The sequence below is a fragment of the Bradyrhizobium sp. 61 genome (genome assembly GCF_023073075.1).
In the GTDB taxonomy this organism is placed as follows: Bacteria; Pseudomonadota; Alphaproteobacteria; order Rhizobiales; family Xanthobacteraceae; genus Bradyrhizobium; species Bradyrhizobium barranii.
This window is the reverse complement of the sequence record NZ_JADPIU010000035.1, coordinates 178,602-198,717: the sequence shown is the minus strand read 5'-3', so window position 1 is coordinate 198,717 and position 20,116 is coordinate 178,602. Positions and strand designations below refer to the sequence as shown.

Annotated in this window: 24 protein-coding genes; 12 read left to right on the top strand and 12 right to left on the bottom strand. The window is 63.2% G+C overall.

All coding sequences use genetic code 11. From position 1 onward, the window contains the following. The first annotated feature begins 31 nt into the window (after positions 1-31). Positions 32-364 (top strand): hypothetical protein, encoded by a 333-nt coding sequence (locus IVB46_RS11340; protein ID WP_247305423.1) that lies wholly within the window; start codon positions 32-34, stop codon positions 362-364. Positions 365-370: 6 nt separating this feature from the next. On the opposite strand, the gene IVB46_RS11335 is transcribed toward IVB46_RS11340, so the two are convergent. Both IVB46_RS11335 and IVB46_RS11330 read right to left on the bottom strand, forming a co-directional pair. Beyond that, the gene (locus tag IVB46_RS11335; RefSeq protein ID WP_247305420.1) at positions 371-706 is read right to left on the bottom strand and encodes a DUF5615 family PIN-like protein; all 336 of its coding nucleotides are present in this window, start codon (positions 704-706) and stop codon (positions 371-373) included. Position 707: 1 nt separating this feature from the next. Beyond that, on the bottom strand, positions 708-935 hold the full coding sequence (locus tag IVB46_RS11330) for a DUF433 domain-containing protein (protein WP_071913684.1): 228 nt from the start codon (positions 933-935) through the stop codon (positions 708-710). A gap of 101 nt (positions 936-1,036) precedes the next feature. Here IVB46_RS11330 and IVB46_RS11325 point away from each other — a divergent pair, with 101 nt between their 5' ends. Together IVB46_RS11325 and IVB46_RS11320 are read left to right on the top strand one after the other, a co-directional pair. Beyond that, positions 1,037-1,678, top strand: a complete 642-nt coding sequence (locus IVB46_RS11325) for an HAD-IA family hydrolase (RefSeq protein ID WP_247305417.1) — start codon at positions 1,037-1,039, stop codon at positions 1,676-1,678. 35 nt (positions 1,679-1,713) lie between these two features. After that, positions 1,714-2,649 (top strand): nucleoside hydrolase, encoded by a 936-nt coding sequence (locus IVB46_RS11320; RefSeq protein WP_247305414.1) that lies wholly within the window; start codon positions 1,714-1,716, stop codon positions 2,647-2,649. A gap of 82 nt (positions 2,650-2,731) precedes the next feature. On the opposite strand, the gene IVB46_RS11315 is transcribed toward IVB46_RS11320, so the two are convergent. From IVB46_RS11315 to IVB46_RS11305, 3 genes are all read right to left on the bottom strand, one after another. Further along, positions 2,732-3,685, bottom strand: coding sequence for a cytochrome D1 domain-containing protein (locus IVB46_RS11315; RefSeq protein ID WP_247305411.1), 954 nt, complete (start codon positions 3,683-3,685; stop codon positions 2,732-2,734). Positions 3,686-3,687: 2 nt separating this feature from the next. Beyond that, on the bottom strand, positions 3,688-4,257 hold the full coding sequence (locus tag IVB46_RS11310) for an SRPBCC family protein (RefSeq protein ID WP_063983150.1): 570 nt from the start codon (positions 4,255-4,257) through the stop codon (positions 3,688-3,690). 955 nt (positions 4,258-5,212) lie between these two features. Next, positions 5,213-5,980 carry an AAA family ATPase gene (locus tag IVB46_RS11305; RefSeq protein ID WP_247305408.1) on the bottom strand — a complete coding sequence of 256 codons (768 nt, stop codon included), beginning with the start codon at positions 5,978-5,980 and terminating at the stop codon, positions 5,213-5,215. Between the two features lie 265 nt (positions 5,981-6,245). Between IVB46_RS11305 and IVB46_RS11300 the strand changes: the two genes are divergently transcribed. Then, positions 6,246-8,318, top strand: coding sequence for a DUF1217 domain-containing protein (locus IVB46_RS11300; protein WP_247305405.1), 2,073 nt, complete (start codon positions 6,246-6,248; stop codon positions 8,316-8,318). Positions 8,319-8,334: 16 nt separating this feature from the next. On the opposite strand, the gene IVB46_RS11295 is transcribed toward IVB46_RS11300, so the two are convergent. From IVB46_RS11295 to IVB46_RS11285, 3 genes are all read right to left on the bottom strand, one after another. Beyond that, positions 8,335-9,195, bottom strand: a complete 861-nt coding sequence (locus IVB46_RS11295; protein WP_247305402.1) for a DUF296 domain-containing protein — start codon at positions 9,193-9,195, stop codon at positions 8,335-8,337. A gap of 9 nt (positions 9,196-9,204) precedes the next feature. Next, positions 9,205-10,812, bottom strand: a complete 1,608-nt coding sequence (locus IVB46_RS11290; protein WP_247305399.1) for an acyl-CoA synthetase — start codon at positions 10,810-10,812, stop codon at positions 9,205-9,207. Positions 10,813-10,917: 105 nt separating this feature from the next. Next, on the bottom strand, positions 10,918-11,415 hold the full coding sequence (locus IVB46_RS11285) for a hypothetical protein (protein ID WP_247305395.1): 498 nt from the start codon (positions 11,413-11,415) through the stop codon (positions 10,918-10,920). Positions 11,416-11,509: 94 nt separating this feature from the next. Between IVB46_RS11285 and IVB46_RS11280 the strand changes: the two genes are divergently transcribed. The 3 genes from IVB46_RS11280 to IVB46_RS11270 all read left to right on the top strand — a co-directional run bounded on the left by IVB46_RS11280 (position 11,510) and on the right by IVB46_RS11270 (position 12,767). Further along, positions 11,510-11,872, top strand: a complete 363-nt coding sequence (locus IVB46_RS11280; RefSeq protein ID WP_014495092.1) for a hypothetical protein — start codon at positions 11,510-11,512, stop codon at positions 11,870-11,872. 92 nt (positions 11,873-11,964) lie between these two features. After that, a complete protein-coding gene (locus IVB46_RS11275; protein WP_247305392.1) occupies positions 11,965-12,480 on the top strand; it encodes a DUF3828 domain-containing protein in 516 nt (171 codons plus the stop codon). Between the two features lie 11 nt (positions 12,481-12,491). After that, positions 12,492-12,767: a GNAT family N-acetyltransferase gene (locus IVB46_RS11270; protein ID WP_247305389.1), complete on the top strand. Its 276-nt coding sequence runs from the start codon at positions 12,492-12,494 to the stop codon at positions 12,765-12,767. Between the two features lie 49 nt (positions 12,768-12,816). Here IVB46_RS11270 and IVB46_RS11265 read toward each other — a convergent pair whose 3' ends face one another. Further along, on the bottom strand, positions 12,817-13,215 hold the full coding sequence (locus tag IVB46_RS11265; RefSeq protein ID WP_063986354.1) for an SPW repeat protein: 399 nt from the start codon (positions 13,213-13,215) through the stop codon (positions 12,817-12,819). Positions 13,216-13,417: 202 nt separating this feature from the next. Continuing rightward, positions 13,418-14,353, bottom strand: coding sequence for a tetratricopeptide repeat protein (locus IVB46_RS11260; protein ID WP_247305371.1), 936 nt, complete (start codon positions 14,351-14,353; stop codon positions 13,418-13,420). 104 nt (positions 14,354-14,457) lie between these two features. On the opposite strand from IVB46_RS11260, the gene IVB46_RS11255 reads away from it, so the two are divergent. Beyond that, positions 14,458-14,727: a GNAT family N-acetyltransferase gene (locus IVB46_RS11255; protein ID WP_014495087.1), complete on the top strand. Its 270-nt coding sequence runs from the start codon at positions 14,458-14,460 to the stop codon at positions 14,725-14,727. 53 nt (positions 14,728-14,780) lie between these two features. Here IVB46_RS11255 and IVB46_RS11250 read toward each other — a convergent pair whose 3' ends face one another. Next, positions 14,781-15,179 carry a DUF3597 domain-containing protein gene (locus IVB46_RS11250; protein WP_028156132.1) on the bottom strand — a complete coding sequence of 133 codons (399 nt, stop codon included), beginning with the start codon at positions 15,177-15,179 and terminating at the stop codon, positions 14,781-14,783. A 332-nt stretch (positions 15,180-15,511) separates the two neighbouring features. Here IVB46_RS11250 and IVB46_RS11245 point away from each other — a divergent pair, with 332 nt between their 5' ends. Then, positions 15,512-16,420 carry a DUF2189 domain-containing protein gene (locus tag IVB46_RS11245; RefSeq protein ID WP_166341915.1) on the top strand — a complete coding sequence of 303 codons (909 nt, stop codon included), beginning with the start codon at positions 15,512-15,514 and terminating at the stop codon, positions 16,418-16,420. A 135-nt stretch (positions 16,421-16,555) separates the two neighbouring features. Continuing rightward, positions 16,556-17,380, top strand: coding sequence for a lytic murein transglycosylase (locus IVB46_RS11240; protein WP_247305368.1), 825 nt, complete (start codon positions 16,556-16,558; stop codon positions 17,378-17,380). A gap of 60 nt (positions 17,381-17,440) precedes the next feature. Here IVB46_RS11240 and IVB46_RS11235 read toward each other — a convergent pair whose 3' ends face one another. Further along, complete coding sequence (locus tag IVB46_RS11235) at positions 17,441-17,767, bottom strand: hypothetical protein (RefSeq protein WP_028152352.1); 327 nt, start codon at positions 17,765-17,767, stop codon at positions 17,441-17,443. Between the two features lie 640 nt (positions 17,768-18,407). On the opposite strand from IVB46_RS11235, the gene IVB46_RS11230 reads away from it, so the two are divergent. After that, on the top strand, positions 18,408-18,560 hold the full coding sequence (locus IVB46_RS11230; RefSeq protein WP_007590701.1) for a DUF1127 domain-containing protein: 153 nt from the start codon (positions 18,408-18,410) through the stop codon (positions 18,558-18,560). Positions 18,561-18,686: 126 nt separating this feature from the next. Beyond that, positions 18,687-20,114, top strand: a complete 1,428-nt coding sequence (gene trmFO / locus IVB46_RS11225; protein WP_063983139.1) for a methylenetetrahydrofolate--tRNA-(uracil(54)-C(5))-methyltransferase (FADH(2)-oxidizing) TrmFO — start codon at positions 18,687-18,689, stop codon at positions 20,112-20,114. Positions 20,115-20,116: the final 2 nt, after the last annotated feature.

Here is a 20,116-nt window from a genome sequence, read left to right as displayed (position 1 = left end):
CGTCCGCGGGATCATCGGGGAAAGTCTGCAAGTGTCCGCGATGCCCAGCCGCACCTACACGCTCTTCCGCAAGGCAATCCTCGCCGAGCAGCAGGTAACCTGCATCTACGAGGGGCGCTATCGCGAGCTCTGCCCCCACATCATCGGCACCAACAAGATGGGTGAGGAAGCCGTGCTCGCCTGGCAATTTGGCGGCGAGAGCAGCGGACCGCTGCCGCAATGGCGATGCCTGAAGCTCGCCAATATCACCAACGCCCGCACGCGCGATGGCCACTGGCACGAGGGCGGCTCTCACCGGACTACTCAGACCTGCGTCAGCAACATCGATCTCGACATCAATGTTCACGTGCGCAAATTGCGGTGAATCCTGCTAGCTGCCAACAAATTCTATAACCGCCTCGCCTCGCGCGACGGCTTCGACAATTTGCGGCATGGCGCCCAAGAACTGGCGGATCAGCGCGCGATTGTCGATATTGCCAACACGCACCCACAGCACGATCGGTCCCAGTTTCTTGGCGGCGCGGAGAAGCGAGAAGTCACGGTCCTTGGTTACGAGAACGGCCGATCGAGAAACGGCCTCGCTCCAAATCGCCCCGTCGGTCGCGTTTGCCATGCCGAACTCGACCACATGAACCGCATCGTATCCAGCACGACGTAAGGCTTCCGCAAGTGCAGGCGGAAGCTGAGCGTCGATCAGGTAAAGCAAGCTACTTGACCGCTATGATCGGATGATCGACCTGACGGGCAGCATAGGCGAGCACCGCGTCGATGTCGGCCTCTTCCAAATATGGATAATCTTCGAGGATGCTTTCCCGCGACTGTCCGGCGGATAGCAGTCCCAAGACGTCGGCGACCGTGATCCGCAGATCGCGAATGCACGGGCGTCCATGCATACGCTGCGGATCGACGGTAATTCTTGCCAGTAGCTCCGACATCTGTCACCTCTGGACGCCAATATAGCATCTCCGATAGCATCTGTCAGCGCATCGCCAGCGGACGGGATGCGCAAGGTCCGCCCGGCACTTCCCCTCCTCCAATGCCCTACTCCCTCGCTATCTTCGATCTCGACGGCACGCTGGCCGACAGCTTTCCGTGGTTCCTGCGCACCATCAACGATGTCGCCGATCGCTTCAACTTTCGTCGCGTCGCGGATGACGAAATCGAAGCGCTGCGGCATGCCTCATCGCGCGAGATCCTCGCCCGGCTCGAGGTGCCCTTGTGGAAGCTGCCGGCGATCGCGCGGCATGCACGGCGGCTGAAGGCGGAGGCGGCGGCGGAGATTCCGCTGTTTGCGGGCGTCGAGACGATGCTGCAGACGCTGGCCAATAACGGCGTGCAGCTCGCGCTGGTGACCTCGGACAGCGAAGCCAATGCGCGCGAGAAGCTTGGCGAGTCCGCCGCCCTGTTCGCGCATTTCGATTGCGCGGCATCGCTGTTCGGCAAGCCGGTGAAATTCCGCCGCGTCATCCGCCGCGCGGGCGTGGAGCCAGGCCGCGTGATCGCGATCGGCGACGAGGTCCGCGATATCGAGGCGGCGCGGGCGGTGGGGATTGCCTGCGGCGCGGTGAGTTGGGGCTACGCTGCGCCGGCGGCGCTGCGGGCGCTTGCGCCCGATCACATGTTCGCGCAGATGGATGAGATCGCAGACGTGGTCTGCCGGATTTCGCTCAAGGCCTGATCAGCAATCGGCACGCCCGGCCCAAGGAGACGGTGATGACACTCTCGGACGCAGCCCGCCTCAAACTGCTGGAGCCGCCGGTCGGCAAGGTGCGCGTGGTGCTCGACACCGACACCTACAACGAGATCGACGATCAGTTCGCGCTGGTACAGATGCTGCTGTCGAAGGACCGGTTCGACGTCGAGGCGATCTACGCCGCGCCGTTCTTCAACACACGCGCCGACAGTCCCGGCCACGGCATGGAGCTGAGCTACCAGGAAATCCTGCGCCTGCTCGAGCGCCTGAACGTCTCGCCTGACGGTCTGGTTCATCGCGGCGTCACCGAATATGTCGGCCCTGCCAAGCAAGCTCGACAGGCCCCCGCCGTCAACGACCTCGTGGCCCGGGCGCGCGCAGGCTCCCCTGACAATCCGCTCTACGTCATTGCCATCGGCGCCATCAGCAATGTCGCCTCGGCGCTGCTCAAGGCCCCCGACATCATCGACCGCGTGGTGGTGGTCTGGCTTGGCGGTCATTCGCTTGAATGGCCGCACACGATCGAGTTCAATCTCAAGCAGGACGTCGGCGGCGCGCAGGTGCTGTTCGACAGCGGCGTGCCGCTCGTGCTCGTGCCATGCAAGGGCGTCACCTCGCACCTTCACAGCGCGGTGCCGGAGATCGAGCGCTACGTCGAACCGCATGGCAGCATCGGCGCGTTCCTCGCCATGCGCTTCAAGGAATACTCGTCTGACCATCTGGGTTGGGCCAAGGAGATCTGGGACATGGCGCCGGTCGGCTGGCTACTGAATCCCGCGTGGGCACCGAGCGTGATCATCCCGGCTCCGGTTCTCACGGATCAGATCACGTGGAGCATCGACCGCCGGCGGCATCCGATCCGCTACGTGACCTATGTGGATCGCAACCCGATCCTGAAGGACTTTTTCCTGAAGTTGAAGGCGTTTGCCGGATCTAAGAGTGGTTTAGCACCGTAGCCCGGATGGAGCGAAGCGCAATCCGGGAAAGTGTCCCCGCATTCCGCTTCGCTCCATGCAGGCTACAGATGCTCCGCGCCCCCTACTCCGTCCGCCTGAGAAACGCCCCGAACGCGCGCGGGCCGTCGCCGGTCTTGACCTCGCCGATCACCTTCAGCTCGGCGGCATCGATGATGCTCAATGTGTTGCTCTCCCAGCAGGCGACGATGACGCGCTTGCCGTCGGCGGTCGCATTGATGCCTTCGGGATAGTCGCCGACATTGATCCGCTTGACCGGCTTCAGCGTCGCCAGGTCGAACACGCTGACGGTGCCGCCATACTGGTCGGTGACGAAGCCGCGGCCCTGCGTCAGCGCCACCGCATAAGGACGCATCCCGACCGGCACGCGGCCGATCTCTTGGCTCGCGGCGATGTCGATCACCGAGACGTCGTTGGAGCCGACATTGGCGGTGTAGGCGCGTTTTCCCTCGGCATCGATGGTGACGCCGAACGGACGGGTGCCGACCTTGATGGTCGCTTTGCGCTCACGCGTTGCGGTATCCACCACCGAGACGCTATCGTCGTCACGGTCCGCCGAGAGCAGCAGCCTGCCGTCAGGCGTCACCGCGAGCCCCGACGGTGAGGCGCCGACCGCAATGCTGGCGGTGACGCTGCGCGTGGCCGTATCGATCACCCGCACCGCGGCGGCATACCAGTCGGCGACGTAGAGCGTCTTGCCATCGGGCGTCACGGCAATGCCGAGCGGCCCGCCGCCGACCTCGATCCGCCCCGAGACCTGCCGCGTTGCCGCGTCGACCACGGTCACCGCCTTGGCGTCGGGGCTCGTGACATAGGCAAAGCGCCCGTCCGCGCTGACGGCCACGCCGGCCGGCTTGCCGCCGATCGGAATGGTCGCAACGCTGCGCGACGTTTCGAGGTCCACGACCATCAGATCGTCACTGAGCTGGTTGGTGACGAACGCCTCTTCGGCGGACGCGCTGCCAATACTGGCCGCGCAAAGGCTGGCGGCGAGCGCCGCCAGGACCCGCGCCCGCACGGTCAGCTTCCGCTCTCGATCTTCTTCTTCAGCGCTTCGAGCCCGGCCTGATAGAGCCCCTTCACCGCCTTCACCGCGGCCTCGTCGCTCAGCTCGGGCGGCGGATCGTTGTTGGGGAAGCCGCGGTAGAACGCGCCCGCCCATTCCAGCGTCGCGCCCTTGCCGTCGGCGCTCGGCGTCACCGTCAGCGTCGAGGAATAATTGGTGACCGGCAGCACCTTCACGTCCACCTTGGTGATCCGGTAGGAATAGGTCATCGCGGCAGCGTCGAACTTGTAGAGTTCCTCATCGACGGTGGCGCCTCCCGTCAGGGTCAGCCGCCGCGTCGCTTCGATCTCATTGCCCTTCTCGCCCTCGGTCTTGGTGACAGGCGGCAGCCAGCTCATGTCCTGGAAATTGCCGATCGCGGCCCACACCTTGGCCGGCGGCGCGTTGATCTCGATGGATTCGCGCACCTTCTGCCGGGTCGGCCCATGCGCCCAGGCCGGGCCAAACGCCGCCGTCAAAGCCACCGCGCCCGCGGCAGTCAGCACCGCGCCCATGACCATGCGCCGTCCAATCGTCACCCTCATCTCGTTTCCTCATGCGTCTCGTGGATCGTGCGCGACTTGAGGCGCGCTGCGATCATGGTAGCGCATTTTGCGGCCGTGGGGAGACCTGTTCATGGCGGCGTTGCGGCGCGCGCTCGCGCGTCCCACAACCCCTTGCGCCGCCCGGCGGGCAAAACACCCAATGGGCGGGTCAACCACACCATGCAGAAATAATTCTCTTTATCCGTATTTCGGATTATCAAATAGAGAGCCATCCCACCCCGGGCCGAGGGGCGTTATCGCGATCGTCACGACACGCGGGATGGGACGTGGTGGACGCAGGCGGCGTCGGCGCGAAGGTGGTTTGCAGGGCGGGCAACCGTGAGCGAACGCCGCGCGCACACGACCGGTGCAGCCTGTGTACGGTAAAACCGTGCCGTCCTGGCGCCCGGAGCCTGTGCGCCAAGTCTTGCGGTGATGTGGCGGCCCGACCGGGCCCGCACATCAGTCATCCGCAAGGCGACGGGGGCAATAGTGCATCGCTCCCCGGGGAGATCACGACATAAGCCGTCAAACCACTGCGCAGGGAAGGCCGGATGTTTGGCTTCACCTGTATGCCGCTGTGCAAATTTCCTAGCGCAATTTCCGCACAGTGGACCGCGGGTGCCAGCCGGCACCCGGCCTTCCCTGCGCCCTCGGCACTTTTGGGGGCGATGAATATAGCAGAGCTCGGGCAGATCTTGCCGCGAGGATGCGAATCCGTGCGTGCGATTTGAATTCGAATGCAAAGCTAGAATCTGCTCGCGTGCCCTGGACGCAGCGCAGCGCTTCCCTGGCGATGCGCAGCATCGTCCAGTGCGGCTGTGCGCTGCAGAGCCGGGGCCCATGCATCAGCGAGCGTGTGACTGCGTAAGTCCCTGCGCTGCGCCGCACCGCTACGCGCTGCAGCGCGTCCGGGACACGAGAAGAGCGAGTGCCGTGGGAGCGCGCCCCTCGCCTACTCCGCCAGTGTCGCCTCCACGAACCCGCGCGGATCGTCGCAGAATTCGCGCATCACCCGGTAATGATCGGTTTGCTCCACCGTCGTCGGCTCCAGGCCGTATTTGCCCAACCGCAACAGTCTCGCGTTTGGATAGGCCATCAGCAGAGGCGCATGGGTTGCCATGATGACCTGGCAGATGCGGGACTCGTCCATGCGTCGCAAGAGCTTCAGGAATTCGATCTGACGCGCCGGCGACAGCGCCGATTCCGGTTCGTCGAAGATGAAGATGCCCTGGCGCTGGCAGCGCTCTTCGAAGAAGCGCAGAAAACCTTCGCCATGGGAATGCGACAGGAAGTCGGGGCCGGCCTGGCCGGCATCACGTGCGGCCTTGTCGAGATATCGCGCCACCGAGAAAAAACTCTCGGCGCGAAAAAACCAGCCGTTGGTGATCTTCGGCAGCCAGCTTGCACGCAAGGCCCTGGAAAGCCGGCCGCCCATCTTCTCCCGCGCTTCGGAATGGTCGACGGGCATGTAGCCCTTGCCTCCACCCGCATCGTCGTAGCCGGCAAGCGCTGCGATACCCTCGAGGATCGTCGACTTCCCGGTGCCATTCTCTCCGACGATGATCGTGATGGCGGCGTCGAAGTTGAGCTCGAAATCATCCGGAAAGATGGGCAGGCAAAACGGATAGGCCGCGCGATCGCGAACCTGCGACGGATCGAGCCAGACCCGCTTCAGATACGGCGCCGGCAGGTTGATGGTGCGATTGCTTCGTCGGCTCATGCTCTGCTTCCAACCCACTCCGGTCGATATTTCGACTGGAACATATCAGGAACACAATCCTCACGAAAGCAGCACCTGAGAAACATACAGCAACAAAACCCGGCATGCGTCACTTGGACGCAAATTAACACCTAAGATTGCAGCAAAGAATCGCCTTAAGAAAACGTTGCTGCGAGACAGCTTGCTGGCATGAGGCCAGCCCCCACCCCGCGACCCGGCAATGATTGACGGAAGTCCAGGACCGTAGAGCCGCGAGGAATGCGCGATGGTATCAACGTATTTCAGCTACAACTACATTGCGCACCATCTCAAGCAGTCCCTGACGCGGGTTGAACAGCAACCCGATGTCGCGCGAGAATCCGCCTATTACAAAGCCAACATCGGCAAGGTGCGGACCGTCGATGATCTTATGAAAGATTATCGCCTGTATCATTATGCGATGAAGGCATATGGCCTGGAAGACATGGCCTACGCCAAGGCTTTCATGAAGAAGGTGCTGGAGAGCGACCTCTCCGACCCAAAGAGCTTCGTCAACAAGTTGGTAGACAAGCGCTACCGGGAGTTTGCTGCGGCATTCTCCTTCAATGGCAGTGCCACGCCAGTTGCGCAATCGGGAGACCAGACCGACGAGATGATCGGTCTGTACACGACGACCAAGAAGAGCCAGGTCGATGCGCTTGCCGCAGACTCGAATTACTACAGCGCTGAAATCGGCAAGATCAGCAGTGCAGACCAACTCCTGAACAACGACCGTCTTCGCAACTATGTCTACTCGGCATACGGGATCGATCAAAGCAAGTGGCCGGGTGACACGATAAGTCAGGTCTTGCGCAGCGATCCGTCCGATCCAAATAGCTACGTCAACACCACCTTCGCTTCTCAGTTGACCGGCCTCAACGCCCAGCTTGCTCAAGCCAAATCGGACGCCAGCGCCGCTGATCTAAAGATAACCGGTTACAAGGCCCAACTATCGCAACCGGGCGCCGACGTGACCCAGTTGAACATCCAGATCCTGGTCGAAAAAAGTCACCTGGAGTCATATACGAAAAGCATTTCCAGCCTCAGTGACCAGATAGCGACGATTGGCGGGTTTGTAGACCTGGCCGGCGCGTTCGAGTTCTCGCCCGACGGGTCGCTTCCGTCAGGCGTGTCCGCCCAGACTGCCGCAAATGTCGCGATCACGAAAAAGCGGTTCGACGACAGCAAGGCCGCCGTCTATTCGGCGGCAAGCCCGATATACGAAGCTTTGGCGATCAAGCAATTCAGAACGGACCTCAGCAAGATCAATTCAGTCCAGGCGTTCGTATCGACACCTGGCGTGTATGATTTTGCGCTGGGCGCCGTCGGCCTCGATCCCGGAATGGTCTCGAAGGCGACGATCAAGGCAGTCCTCGAAAGCGACGTCAACGACCCCAAGAGCTACGTCTATACCCTCAAGGACAATCGGTACGTAGAGCTCGCACGCGCCTTCAACTTCGACGCAAAAGGCAATCTGACGACCCCCTTGGTGGCTCAAGACTCGGCTCAGGTCCTCCAGATCGCGAGGGAATACGTCATTGCCGCGCTGAAACAGGCAAGCCCTCAGCAGGAGAAGGCAATTCGGGCACTAGCCACGAAAGATGCGACGGCTTATCAAGAGGCAATCGCAGGCATCGACAGCGTTTCCGAGCTTCTCGCAAACAGGCCGATGGTCGATTTCATTCTCTTGGCCAAGGGTTTGGACCCTAAGAAGGTCAGCACCGAATTTCTCAAGAAGATCTTCAGCTCCGACCTGAACAACCCAAAGAGCTTCGCGAACACGCAGAGCGATCCTCGCTTTGCCGAAATCGTTGCGTCGTTCAACTTCGACAGCAAGGGTAACGTCGCGCGCCTCCCGATGATGGGTCCTCAGAAGAGAGATCAATTCCGGGAAACACAGGCGAACTATCTCCAGCAAAGCCTGGAGCAGCAGCAGGGGGATACGAATCCCGGCGTACGCCTTGCGCTCTATTTCCAGCGAAAGGCGGGAGAAATCACGTCCGCATACGACATCCTTGCCGACAAGGCTCTTTCAGAGGTGTTCAGAACCACCTTCGATTTGCCTGACTCGATGGCCTCGATGCAGATCGATCAGCAAGCCAAGGTCGTGGACAAATTCATGAAGATCAAGGATCTTTCCGATCCGGCGAAGGTTGAAAAACTGTTGAGCCGGTTCTCCGCCATGTATGACGTCAGAAACGGCGAGAGCATCGGCCAGGGTCAATCTCCCTTGCTCAACCTCTTTCAAGGATCGAGCTCAGGCATATCAGGGATAAGTGAATCCACGTTCTTGGCCATCGCCAAGCTGCGTGCTCACTGATGATCGCTCGCCGGTACTAGCCCAACACCTCGAGCACCAGCTCCGTGGTCATCAGCACGGGATTATCCCCACGGATCAGACGGCCCTCCGCAATGCCGCCAGTGTAGTCGATCAGGGCAATGTCGAGCGCCGCCTCCGGTGCGCCCGAACTGCCCTGTACGATCGTCCCCGCTGTCACGGCGAGCTCGGTCGCGAACGGCTCGGTCACCCCGCCATGGGTGAAGCGCGCGCCGATGGTCGAACCGACGCCGCCGTGAATCTTCGCGCGTGCGATGCCATGCGCGCGGCAGAACGCTTCGAGGCAGCCGGCAAAATCCTGGTTGGGCCGCAGCCGCAGCGCGAAGGCGCGGCTTGTCGTACGCGCGCCGGTGCTCATACCGGGCACCGGTCCGAACAGCTTGAAATTGGTCTCGGGATCGGGCTCCGCGGTGAAAATCGCGCCGTCGATGCCGAACGCCTCGACCTCGAACGGCTCGGCGACAACAGTCTCGTCCGGCAGCATGTGCCCGCCGCTTGCCTTGCCGTCCGCCTCCGTCCAGAGCCCGTGGCAATGAAAGAACGGGGCGCCATCGCGCATACCGAGCGTCATGCTGCCGAGTCTCGTCCGCGTCACGCCGCTGGGGCGAAAAGTGTCACTGTAGAACGCTGCGTTCTCACCTGTCTTCGACAGCGCCGGCATCACATATGCGAATGGTCCGAGCGCAGCGCTGCCAAAATTCAGCACGCCACTGGCAAACCCCTCCGCCGCAAAACCACGCCACGCGGCTTCGAGCAGCGGCAGACCCGCTTCGAGCCTAAACGAGAACGCGCGCCCCCTCGCCTCGACCCATTGGATGCGTTCGGCGACAGGCGCGCCCGGCTGCTTGATACTTCGCATCGCGTATGCTCAGCCCGCCTGCTTGTTGTCGAGATCGAGCAGCCCGCGCGCCTCGAGCTCATCGCGCACCATGCGCTTCGGGATCTTGCCATAGCCGGACTTCGGCAAGGCTTCCCAGAAGAAGAACCGCTTCGGCATCTTGTAGCGCGGCACCTTCGGCAGGAGGAACGCCGCCATCTCGGCTTCGCTCACCGGTGTCTCGCCTTCGCGCGCGACGCAGACGGCAACGCCGACCTCGCCCCAGGTCGCATCGGGCACGCCGAGCACGGCGACCTCGCCGACCGCAGGATGCGTCAAGATCTTCTCCTCGATCTCGCGCGGATAGATGTTGGAGCCACCGGAGATGTACATGTCGGAGGCCCGTCCCGTGATGTAGACGAACCCCTCCTCGTCCATGTGGCCGAGGTCGCCGGTGCGGAACCAGCCGTCGCGGAACGCCTTGGCATTGGCCTCGGGGTTGTCGTAGTAGCCGGCGAGCACGGCAGGCCCGATCACGCAGATCTCGCCACTCTGGTTGGCGGCCAGCTCGCGGCCCTCGTCGTCCTGGATCGAGACCTGCATGGCCGTGCGCTCGAAGCCGCAGGTGCCGATCTTCGCATAAGGTCCGTCCTCGGGATCATGCAGCGCCGCCGGCAGCACGGTGATGTTGCCGGTGACCTCGCCGAGGCCAAAATACTGCACGATGACCTTGCCGAGCTTCTTCAGCGCGGCCTTCTGGTCCTCGCGGTACATCGGCGCACCGGCATAGATCACGTGACGCAGCGAGGAATGATCGTATTTGTCGGCGGCCGGATGCTCGACCATCATCTTCAGGATCGTCGGCACCGTGAAGAGATTGCTGACCCGATGCGCCTCGATCAGGCGGAACGCCTCGTCGATGTCGAATTTCTCCGTCGGCAGCAGCACGGTGCACACGCCGCGGGCGGTCTGCACCAGCTGATGGACGCCGGCGCCATGCGACAGCGGCGCCACCACCAGCGACGCATCCGCTTCCGTGACGCCGGGGGTGAGATCGGCGAGATGGTTGGTGACGACAAAACCCATCTGGCCGTGGGTCAGCACCGCGGCCTTGGAGCGGCCGGTGGTGCCGGAGGTGAAGAAGAACCAGCAGGGATCGTCGTGCTCGACGGCGACGTTCGCAACGCTTGCACCGGCCTGCGAGGCGATGGCTTCCGCCACCGAGCGCTCGCCGAACGAGCCCTTGCCGTCGACGCTCCAGGTGAACTCCAGCGCACCGCCCTTCACGGCTGCAGCGTGCTCGGGAAAATCGACGTGGCACAGGAACGCCTTCGCGCCGGAGGCCTGCGCGAGATAGGTGACCTCATCCGGCATCAGGCGGAAATTGGTGGGCACCCAGACCGCACCGAGCCGGAACGCGGCGAACATCGAGAAGAACATCTCGTCGCCATTCTTGGAATGGACGAGGATGCGGTCGCCCTTGGCGATGCCGCGCGCGGCGAGTGCGGCGGCCAGCGCCGAGACCTGCGCATCGATCTCGCGCCAGGTCCAGGATTTGTCACCCCAGACGAAACCAGGACGCGACCCATGCCGCCGCGCATTCTGGGTCAGCATGTGAGCGAGATTCATGACGCGGCGGGACATGCGCAGGGGCTGCATCGGGCTTCCTCTTCGACGGCGGACGGCGCACGAGCCGCCCGCTCCTTGCAGCCCATTTATCGCCATCGAATGCGGTGTAGCAAGGCCGCCGGTCGCGCATCTGCCCTACGGCTGCCTGAACGCAAACGGCGTCGCCGTGATGGCCTTCTCCTCCCAGCAGGCCTGCGCACCGAAACCGCCGCAATAGCTGCCGTGCAGATCGAAGCGAATGGTGCGCGCCGCGCCACGCTTCATCGGCGGCGGCAAGATCTTGTAGCTGCGGACATAGCCGTCGAACACGGGGCGCACGCTGCCATCGGGCAGAGTCACCAGGACGTTCATGACGCAGCCGCCGGTTCCGCAATAGGTGGTCTCGCGCTCCCCGCATTTGGTGTCGCGGAAATCGACGATGTAGTCCTCACGGCGGTCCCCGGTCAGGTCGATCTTGCGCACGGTGTCCGGCGCGAAGGTCACCAGGCCACCATCCTGGCTGTCGCATTCCTCATTGGCGTAGCGCAGCGCCTGCTGCACGCCGGGCGGATAATCGGAGGGATTGAACGGTTTTGCATCATCGGCGCGCGCAGCGGTGGTGAGCAGTGTGAGCAGGAGGATCAGATATCGCATTCGCGTTTGTCGCCGGCGCGGCCGCGACCGTTCAGGGAATTTTAAGCATGATCGGCGCAACCTCAGCCAGTTCTCGCGTACAGAGTGCCGCATCATGGTCAAAGCGCCCGCCTTCCTCCTGTTGTCGCTGGCGCTCGCCGGTTGTGCCGTGGCGCCTCAGGCGCACCTCTCCGCCGACCCCGCCTTCAAGCCTGCGCGCTATGCCTGGGACGGCGCCGGCGAGGATCCCAACCAGCCACGTTCCGGGGCTCCGCGTGCCACCCGCGCCGACGCCGGCTCCGAGCGCAACAGGTCGCAAGCCGGACTTCAGCCCTATTCGAAGGAATGGTGGCAGGCCCAGGACGGCATCGAGGCCGAGCAGGACGCCAAGGTCACTCGCTCCCTCGTCATCTGCCAGGGTTGCCTCCGCCCGCAGCCGCAATCTGAAGATTCCAGGCTCGCCAAAGCGACCGATTGAACCGAGCGGCCGCGCCATCGGTCTACAGAGATACGCGCTGACGCCGGCCCCTCCGGCCATGCGGTCGCACGTCATTATCTCAGGGACATTTCATGCTCACCCGTCGGACCTTCGTCGCCGCCTCTCTGCTTGCCACCGCCTCCCCGGCATTCGCCGTGATGCCTGTCTCCAGCGACCCCGTCGCGATCCTGACCGCGATCTACACGCGCGCAGCCAAGGGCAAAGGCGATGGCGGCGGCGCCTTCGTCATCGAGAACAAGGCGGCCAAAACAAGATATCTCTCGAGGGCGCTGGTCGCGCTGTGGGCCAAGGCGGATGCGCATACGCCGAAGGGCGACGTTGGTCCGGTCGATTTCGATCCTGTCACCAACTCGCAAGAACCGGACGTGAAATCCTTCAAGGTTGATGCGGAGAAGGTGGAGGCCGACAAGGCGACGATCGCGGTGACCATCACCGGCCACCGCAACGACCGCAAACCCGCCGACCAGATCGTGCGCTATGACTTCGTGCGCGAGGCGAACAGCTGGCGGATTGACGACATCAAGGGCTCGTCCGACGGCGAGGCCTGGTCGATCCGCAAGATGCTGACGGACTCGTTGAAGACCTGACGGGAGACACCATGAGCGACGTCATCGATAACAAGGCCGATCATCGCTTCGAGCTGGAGGTGGAGGGCCATCTCGCGACTGAACACTACAAGCTCGACGGCAACGTCATCACCTTCGAGCATACCGACGTGCCGAAAGAGCTCGGTGGCAAGGGCGTCGGCTCGAAGCTGGTGCAAGGCGCGCTCGACCAGGTCCGCGCGGCCGGCTTGAAACTGATCCCGCAATGTCCGTTCGTGAAGGCGTGGATCGAGAAACATCCGGAGTATGCGGATTTGATGAAGAGTTAAGCGAGCGCAGGCCCACCGAGCGCGCGGCAGGCCTGCTCAAATCTACCGCCTATTGCCCATGCTTCAGCATATCCTGGTCACTCAGATCCCAGTCCTGCCACAGCTGGAGCACGCCGAGGATCACCGCTACCGCTCCCAGACTCGTATGGTAGATCCGGAGAAAACCTTCGCCGGAATAACCGAACACATAGGGCGAGACGATAAGCCACAGCCCGACCAGGATCGTCGCCACCTCCTGCCAGCGCTGCAACGCGACATATTCGAGCTGGCTGAGGCCAAATACGACGAGGCCGATTGCGACCGTGTTCAGGATCATCGTCTGGCGTTCGACGATCGGCGAGTGATCCTGGATGGGGAACCACGGCGATGCGACAATCAGCGCGCCGAGCAGCATCCCGCACCAATCTTCCCATGTTCGATGAGTCTTGATGAAACTAAAGTCCGACATCGTACCCTCCTCCAAAAGAGGCATACGTCAGCGGCTGGCGATCATGACACTCCGAATGTCTAGCGACCGTGCCGGCCGCATTCGGGCGTATGTCCTGTAACGAGACGTGGGGAACCGGGTGCACGATTGCAAGACGGACTGATGTTTTTTGCCAGCGAGGCGGCATCAGCGAATTATGGCTCACGCGTTGATCGAACGCTCGCTACAGAGCCCCAAGCTTCTGCAGTGCATCATGGGCGGACGGCAGGCCTGGACGCAATTCCAGCGCCTTCCGGAAATCGGCAATCGCGCCCTGCCTGTCGCCGAGGCGCAGCCTGGCCTGGCCGCGGTTGTTCCAGGAGAACACGTCGGAGGGATCGTATTGCAGCGCCTTGTCGTAGTCGGCGAGGCCGCCCTTGTTGTCGCCCCGATAGAGCCGGATCATGCCGCGATTGCGCCAGCCGCGTGCGTCGGTCGGTGCGACGCGGATCGCCTCGCCGTAGTCGGCGGCGGCCCGATCGAGCTGCTCGCTGTCGCGGTAGACGTTGCCGCGGTCGATATAGGCAATCAGATCCGGCGCCAGCTTGATCCGCATGCTGTAGTCGGCGAGCGCATGCGCCGTGTCGTGCTTGCGGGCGTAGACGAAGCCGCGGTTGGCGTAGGCGGTGACATAGTTGGGATCGCGCTTGATCGCCGCGTCGAAATCGGCAATGGCGCCGTCGAGGTCGCCCTTGTTGAAACGGGCCTCCCCGCGGTTGCTGTAGGCCAGCGCCAGCGACGGATCGAGCTTGATGGCCTGGTCGTATTCGGCGATGGCACGATCATAGTCGCGCTTCAAGCTGTAGACGCGGCCGCGATTGTTGTAGGCGCAGGCATAGCCGGGATCAAGCCGGACCGCCTCGTCGAGATCGGACAACGCGGCGTCGAGCTCGCGTTTCTCGGTGAGCCCATGGCCGCGATTGCAATAGGCGCCGGCGAGCCTCTGCCCGCCCTCGCTCCTGGTATCGATCACGGTCGAGCAGGCTTTGATCCGCTCGTCCGGCGTGCTGGTCAGCCCGACGCAGGCCTCCCAGGCCGGGGCGCCTTCGGCCGCAGCCGACACCGGCGCGGTCGAGACGAGCGCCACAAGCAGCGCCAAGAGGCTGAGTGGGACACGCATTTTCCGGATATCTCCCCTGCGGCAACCTCCCTTGGTCGCACCTTGGCAAGGGCCGGTTCAGGCGCCTAGATCAGAGAACACGCAGCGCTTCGAAGGGATCTGGCATGGCGGTACGGGACAACAAGGACAGGAGTCGCTTCGAGCTCGATGCGGGCAACGAAATCGCCTTCGCCAATTACCGGCTGACGCCGTCGGCCGTGATCATCACCCATACCGAGACGCCGCGCGCGCTACGCGGCCGCGGCATTGCATCCGAGCTGGTCAAGGGCGCACTGGACTTGATCCGCCGTGACGGCAAGAAGGTGATCGCCGGCTGCGGCTTCGTCGTCGACTATCTCGACAGGCATCCGGAGGAAGCAGACCTCGTCGCCTGAACGCAAAAGGGCCCGCGAGATCGCGGGCCCCTGGCTTACGACCGAACAATCGGTCAGTGCTTGATCTCCGGCGGCAGCTTGCCGCCATTGGCGGCGAGCTTGGACATCACCTGCTTGTGCAGCCAGACGTTCATGCTCGCCGAGTCGTTCATGTCGCCGCTGTAGCCGAGCTCCTTGGCGAGGTCCTTACGCGCGGCGAGGCTGGAGTCGATGTCGAGCGCCTTCATGAGGTCGACGATCGAGGTGCGCCATTCCAGCTTCTCCTTCTGGGCAGCGACCAGCTTGTCGACGATGGCCGCAACGTCCACGGTTGCCATCGGCGCGGCAGCAGGCGCCGATCCGCCCGGCGCGGCGCTGGCGGGCGCGCTACCCGAGGGTGCGCCACCTGCGGGCGCGGCGGAAGCCGGATGGCTGCCGAAGATCGCGCCCATGATTTTCCCGAAAATGCTCATGTCTTCTCCCCGAAAAGGATCCGTTGGAAGGGCCTCGAGTGGCACTTATAAACGAAGTTACTGCGTTGCGCCCGCGAAGTTGTGCGAACCGACAACCAGCATCAGCTTATCTGCGGCGAAATGACGACCGAATGACATCGTCGAGGTTGCGGTGCGGCATCGAATCTCAACCAAGCGTGTGGGACAGGACTCGGAAATGGGCGTACGCTCCACTTTCAGTTCGCGATGACGTCCGGAATTCGCGTCTGGCCGGAATCGCGAAACTCAGAAAAGCGGCCGCTTGCGCCGTTGCCGGCGCCGAATTCGGCTGCATGGCAAGGGAGCTAGCGACCATGGCCACACTCTACCCGGGCAATGTCCCCACTGTGGCCCAGCCCGCGGATGCGGCTGGACCGGTGATCCGAACCATCCAACTGTCCGATCTGCACGACGCGCTCAGGCGCGGCTGGGAAGATTTCAAGGCGGTGCCGAGCCACGCCATCATCCTCTGCGTGATCTATCCGGTGCTGGGCCTCGTGCTCGCCCGCGCGGTGATGGGCTATTCGGTGCTGCCGCTGTTGTTCCCACTGGCCGCAGGCTTCGCGCTGATCGGCCCGTTCGCCGCGCTCGGTCTCTATGAGCTCTCCAGCCGGCGCGAACGTTATGAGGAGGCCAGCGCCTGGAATGCCATGGAGGTGCTGCGCTCGCCTTCGTTCGGCGCCATGCTCGGTCTCGGCACGCTGCTACTCGCTCTGTTCGTGACCTGGGTTGCGACCGCTCAGGCGATCTATGTCGCGGCGTTCGGCTATGAGGGCGCGACCGGTATCTCTGATTTCATGACGCGCGTTCTGACGACCCAGCAAGGCTGGTGGCTGATCGTGGTCGGCTGCGGCACCGGCTTCCTGTTTGCGCTTGCCGCGCTCTGCATCAGCGCCGTGTCGTTCCCCTTGATGCTCGACCGCCATGCCGGCGCGTTCGAGGCCATGGTGACGTCCCTGCGCGTCGTCGCCAAGAACCCGGTGCCGATGGCGGCCTGGGGCCTGATCGTGGCGGTGCTGCTGGCGCTAGGTACGATTCCGGCGTTCCTTGGCCTTGCCGTGGTGATCCCCCTGCTCGGCCACGCCACTTGGCACCTCTACCGCAAGGTGATCGTCTCGGAGCCCGGTGCACGTCCGGTGCCGCCCCCGCCGCATCGCCCGCGCAAGCCGGCCGCCGACTTCCCCGCCAACCTCTTCCCCTGGCGCAATCGGACGGACGCCTGACGATATCGTGACATGCGATCCTGCCCGGGCTCGGCTCGGGCAGGATTGCGTGCTGTCATACGCCTTGCTTTGGCCGCGGTTACAATCGAAATTGCGCCCGCCGGTCAGATCACTTCACGGAATCCATTTCATCTGATGACCCCGACGATTTCTCGTCTCGCTCTCGCAGCCCTCGCCCTCTCCGCGTCAATCCTAACCGCCCAGCCAGCCCTCGCCGCTGTTGCCTGCGGCTCGGGCAATTTCGACGCCTGGCTCACGGACTTCAAAGCCGACGCCACGGCCAAGGGCGTCTCGCAGCAGGCCGTTGCCGTCGGGCTTGCCGGCGTGACGCTCGATCAGAGCGTGCTCAACCGGGACCGCTCGCAAAAAGTCTTCACCCAGACCTTCGAGGAGTTCTCCGGCCGCATGGTGCCGCCGCGCATGCAGCGCGGCTCCAACATGATGAAGCAATACGGCTCGGTGCTGTCCCGCATCGAACAGACCTATGGTGTGCCCGGCGAGGTACTGGTCGCGATCTGGGGTCTCGAGACCGATTTCGGCGTCAACACCGGCAAGTTCGCCACCATCCGCTCGCTGGCAACGCTGGCCTATGATTGCCGTCGCTCCGACCAGTTTCGTGCCGAGCTGCTGGATGCGCTGCGCATCGTCCAGCGCGGCGACCTCGCCCCCGCCGACATGAAGGGCGCATGGGCCGGCGAGCTCGGTCAGACCCAGTTCATGCCGTCGTCCTGGATGAAATACGCCGTCGATTTCGACGGCAATGGCAAGCGCGACCTCTTGCACAACGCGCCCGACGTGCTCGCCTCCACCGCCAATTATCTCGCGGGCTACGGCTGGCAGCGCGGCAAGGACTGGCAGCCGGGCAGTCCGAATTTTGCGGTATTGCAGCAATGGAATAAGAGCGAAGTCTACTCCAAGACCGTCGCCTATTTCGCGACCCAGCTCGCACGCGCCCCTTAAATAGCGCCCGACAGGACGCGTAGGGCCGATCGCCCGGCGATCGGCCCTCTCTTGGTGCGTTTACTTCCCCATGGTGGCGTTCATCGCCTTGTTCAGGTGCGCGCCGCACACACCCATTTTGCCGTTGAGAAGCGCGTCCTGCGCAGCCGCGATCTCCTTCTGCGCCACGAACTTGCTGTCGCCGTCGGCCATGTTCTCGATCGCGGTCTCCGTCTTCTCCAGGTTGGCTGAGCTGCAACCGCCCATGGCGTGCTTGGCAGCCTGGGCCGGCGCGACGGCGAACGCGACGGCGGCAATTGCGATAACCCCGAGTAACTTCGTCATGATGTTACTTTCCTTCTCTTGTTCTTGTGACAGAACCAGCGACATTGCCAGAATCTGCGACATGACTTTCCTCCGGGCGCGGCAACTTGCCGCAATAAATTTCTCGCGAGAATTGCGTGATGTTGCGCGCGGCGCAGAGGCACCATGCGAAATTTCTGATTTTCATTACACCCTTGTAATGAACGCCACACGTTCGGCGTGTGTGCACCGCACCAAGGAGGCGGCTGCGGTCTGAAACGAGGCAGGGTGAGTTTCGACAGGCTCCATGGCCGGTCGCCTGGTGATCCGCCAGCCCTGAGCGAGTCGGATCGGCGGGATCCGGTCGCGTGGCATCTCTCATATGAATGAATTTATATTCATCTCTATAGTTCCGCTATCATGCGATTCGCGCATGCGAGACTTGGGTGCAGACGCTGACTGATCGCCTTGAGAACAGTTGGAACCCTACCTATTTCCATTTCACCGGTAACGAGAATGGTTGCAGTAAACCCGTGAATTCACGGTGATTTATGGCAAAGCATTCTCTATTTCGCCTACCCTTTGGGCGAGAGTGCTCCCGGGTTAATCGTCCGTTACCACCGCTATGCACCTCGCGCTTAGCTGCATCGCAACATCGGAACTTTCGCACTGCACCACCCTCACCTATATTCATTTCAACGATGAGGCCCGGGCAAGGGCTGAATCGAACTACAGGAGACTACCAATGCTGCTCTCGCTCATCCGCATGATCCAGGCTTTCCGGGACTATCAGCGCAATGTTGCCGAGCTGTCCCAGCTCAGCGATCGCGAACTGGCCGACATCGGCCTCGATCGCTCGGACATCCCGCGCGTTGCCGCCGGTCAGTATCAGGGCTGATTTCGTTCAGCCCTTCACCGGACGAACCGATAGCGCCCGCCTCGTGCGGGCGTTGTCGTTTCTGATGGCAGAAAACTCCATCTCGGCGATTCCACTGACCGCCGAAAAGCGCTACCTGTCCGCCCCATGACAGGACCCCAATCCAACATTGTGCACGTGATCGGCGCCGGCCTTGCCGGTTCCGAAGCCGCCTGGCAGGTCGCCAAATCCGGCGTGCCCGTGGTGCTGCACGAGATGCGGCCGGACCGCATGACCGAAGCGCACCGCACCGATGGGCTCGCCGAGCTCGTCTGCTCCAATTCGTTCCGCTCGGACGACGCCGCCAACAACGCCGTCGGCCTGCTGCACGCCGAAATGCGCCGGCTCGGCTCGCTGATCATGCGCGCGGCCGACGCCAACCAGGTGCCCGCCGGCGGTGCGCTCGCGGTCGACCGCGACGGCTTCTCGGCGGCCGTCACCAAGGCGCTCAACGACCACCCCCTGATCGAGATCGCCCGTGGCGAGGTTTCCGGCCTGCCGCCGGCCGATTGGAGCAACGTGATCGTGGCGACCGGCCCCCTCACCTCCGCCCCGCTGGCCGACGCCATCCGCGAATTGACCGACGAGAACGCTCTCGCTTTCTTCGACGCGATCGCGCCGATCGTGCATCGCGAGTCCATCGACATGTCCGTGGCCTGGTTCCAGTCGCGCTATGACAAGGTCGGCCCCGGCGGCACCGGCGCCGACTACATCAACTGCCCCATGACCAAGGAGCAGTATGACGGCTTCGTCGCCGCGCTGATCGCGGGCGAGAAGACCGAGTTCAAGGAATGGGAGACCAACACGCCCTATTTCGACGGCTGCCTGCCGATCGAGGTGATGGCGGAGCGCGGCCCCGAGACGTTGCGCCACGGCCCGATGAAGCCGGTCGGCCTCACCAATCCGCACGATCCCACCACGAAGGCCTACGCGATCGTGCAGCTGCGCCAGGACAACAAGCTCGGCACGCTCTACAACATCGTCGGATTCCAGACGAAGCTGAAATACGGCGAGCAGCAACGCATCTTCCGCAGCATTCCGGGGCTGGAGAAGGCCGAATTCGCCCGCCTCGGCGGCCTGCATCGCAACACCTTCCTCAATTCGCCAAAGCTGCTCGACGGCCAATTGCGCCTGCGCGCGCAGCCCCGGCTGCGCTTTGCCGGTCAGATGACCGGCTGCGAGGGCTATGTGGAATCCGCCAGCGTCGGCCTGATCGCCGGTCTCTATGCGGCGGCGGATGCGCGCGGCGAGACACTGGCGAGCCCGCCTGCTACGACGGCACTGGGATCGCTGCTCGGTCACATCACCGGCGGCCATATCGAGACCATCGAGCCCGGTACGCGCTCGTTCCAGCCGATGAACATCAATTTCGGCCTGTTCCCGCCGCTCGCGAGCGCTCCGACGAAGAAACCCGACGGCACCCGCCTGCGCGGCAACGAGAAGACGGTGGCCAAGAAGCAGGCGATGAGCGCACTGGCGCTCGCCGATCTCGATCGCTGGATCGCCGATCACCTGCGCATCGCCGCAGCCGCGTGAGT

What these genes read in the sequence shown, in the direction of transcription:
- IVB46_RS11285 (WP_247305395.1), bottom strand. Translation starts at nt 11,415, where the DNA reads ATGCGATATCTGATCCTCCTGCTCACACTGCTCACCACCGCTGCGCGC.
- IVB46_RS11325 (WP_247305417.1), top strand. Translation starts at nt 1,037, where the DNA reads ATGCCCTACTCCCTCGCTATCTTCGATCTCGACGGCACGCTGGCCGAC.
- IVB46_RS11250 (WP_028156132.1), bottom strand. Translation starts at nt 15,179, where the DNA reads ATGAGCATTTTCGGGAAAATCATGGGCGCGATCTTCGGCAGCCATCCG.
- IVB46_RS11235 (WP_028152352.1), bottom strand. Translation starts at nt 17,767, where the DNA reads ATGTCGCAGATTCTGGCAATGTCGCTGGTTCTGTCACAAGAACAAGAG.
- IVB46_RS11320 (WP_247305414.1), top strand. Translation starts at nt 1,714, where the DNA reads ATGACACTCTCGGACGCAGCCCGCCTCAAACTGCTGGAGCCGCCGGTC.
- IVB46_RS11305 (WP_247305408.1), bottom strand. Translation starts at nt 5,980, where the DNA reads ATGAGCCGACGAAGCAATCGCACCATCAACCTGCCGGCGCCGTATCTG.
- IVB46_RS11265 (WP_063986354.1), bottom strand. Translation starts at nt 13,215, where the DNA reads ATGTCGGACTTTAGTTTCATCAAGACTCATCGAACATGGGAAGATTGG.
- IVB46_RS11330 (WP_071913684.1), bottom strand. Translation starts at nt 935, where the DNA reads ATGTCGGAGCTACTGGCAAGAATTACCGTCGATCCGCAGCGTATGCAT.
- IVB46_RS11280 (WP_014495092.1), top strand. Translation starts at nt 11,510, where the DNA reads ATGGTCAAAGCGCCCGCCTTCCTCCTGTTGTCGCTGGCGCTCGCCGGT.
- trmFO (WP_063983139.1), top strand. Translation starts at nt 18,687, where the DNA reads ATGACAGGACCCCAATCCAACATTGTGCACGTGATCGGCGCCGGCCTT.
- IVB46_RS11230 (WP_007590701.1), top strand. Translation starts at nt 18,408, where the DNA reads ATGCTGCTCTCGCTCATCCGCATGATCCAGGCTTTCCGGGACTATCAG.
- IVB46_RS11310 (WP_063983150.1), bottom strand. Translation starts at nt 4,257, where the DNA reads ATGAGGGTGACGATTGGACGGCGCATGGTCATGGGCGCGGTGCTGACT.
- IVB46_RS11260 (WP_247305371.1), bottom strand. Translation starts at nt 14,353, where the DNA reads ATGCGTGTCCCACTCAGCCTCTTGGCGCTGCTTGTGGCGCTCGTCTCG.
- IVB46_RS11300 (WP_247305405.1), top strand. Translation starts at nt 6,246, where the DNA reads ATGGTATCAACGTATTTCAGCTACAACTACATTGCGCACCATCTCAAG.
- IVB46_RS11255 (WP_014495087.1), top strand. Translation starts at nt 14,458, where the DNA reads ATGGCGGTACGGGACAACAAGGACAGGAGTCGCTTCGAGCTCGATGCG.
- IVB46_RS11290 (WP_247305399.1), bottom strand. Translation starts at nt 10,812, where the DNA reads ATGCAGCCCCTGCGCATGTCCCGCCGCGTCATGAATCTCGCTCACATG.
- IVB46_RS11270 (WP_247305389.1), top strand. Translation starts at nt 12,492, where the DNA reads ATGAGCGACGTCATCGATAACAAGGCCGATCATCGCTTCGAGCTGGAG.
- IVB46_RS11295 (WP_247305402.1), bottom strand. Translation starts at nt 9,195, where the DNA reads ATGCGAAGTATCAAGCAGCCGGGCGCGCCTGTCGCCGAACGCATCCAA.
- IVB46_RS11240 (WP_247305368.1), top strand. Translation starts at nt 16,556, where the DNA reads ATGACCCCGACGATTTCTCGTCTCGCTCTCGCAGCCCTCGCCCTCTCC.
- IVB46_RS11275 (WP_247305392.1), top strand. Translation starts at nt 11,965, where the DNA reads ATGCTCACCCGTCGGACCTTCGTCGCCGCCTCTCTGCTTGCCACCGCC.
- IVB46_RS11245 (WP_166341915.1), top strand. Translation starts at nt 15,512, where the DNA reads ATGGCCACACTCTACCCGGGCAATGTCCCCACTGTGGCCCAGCCCGCG.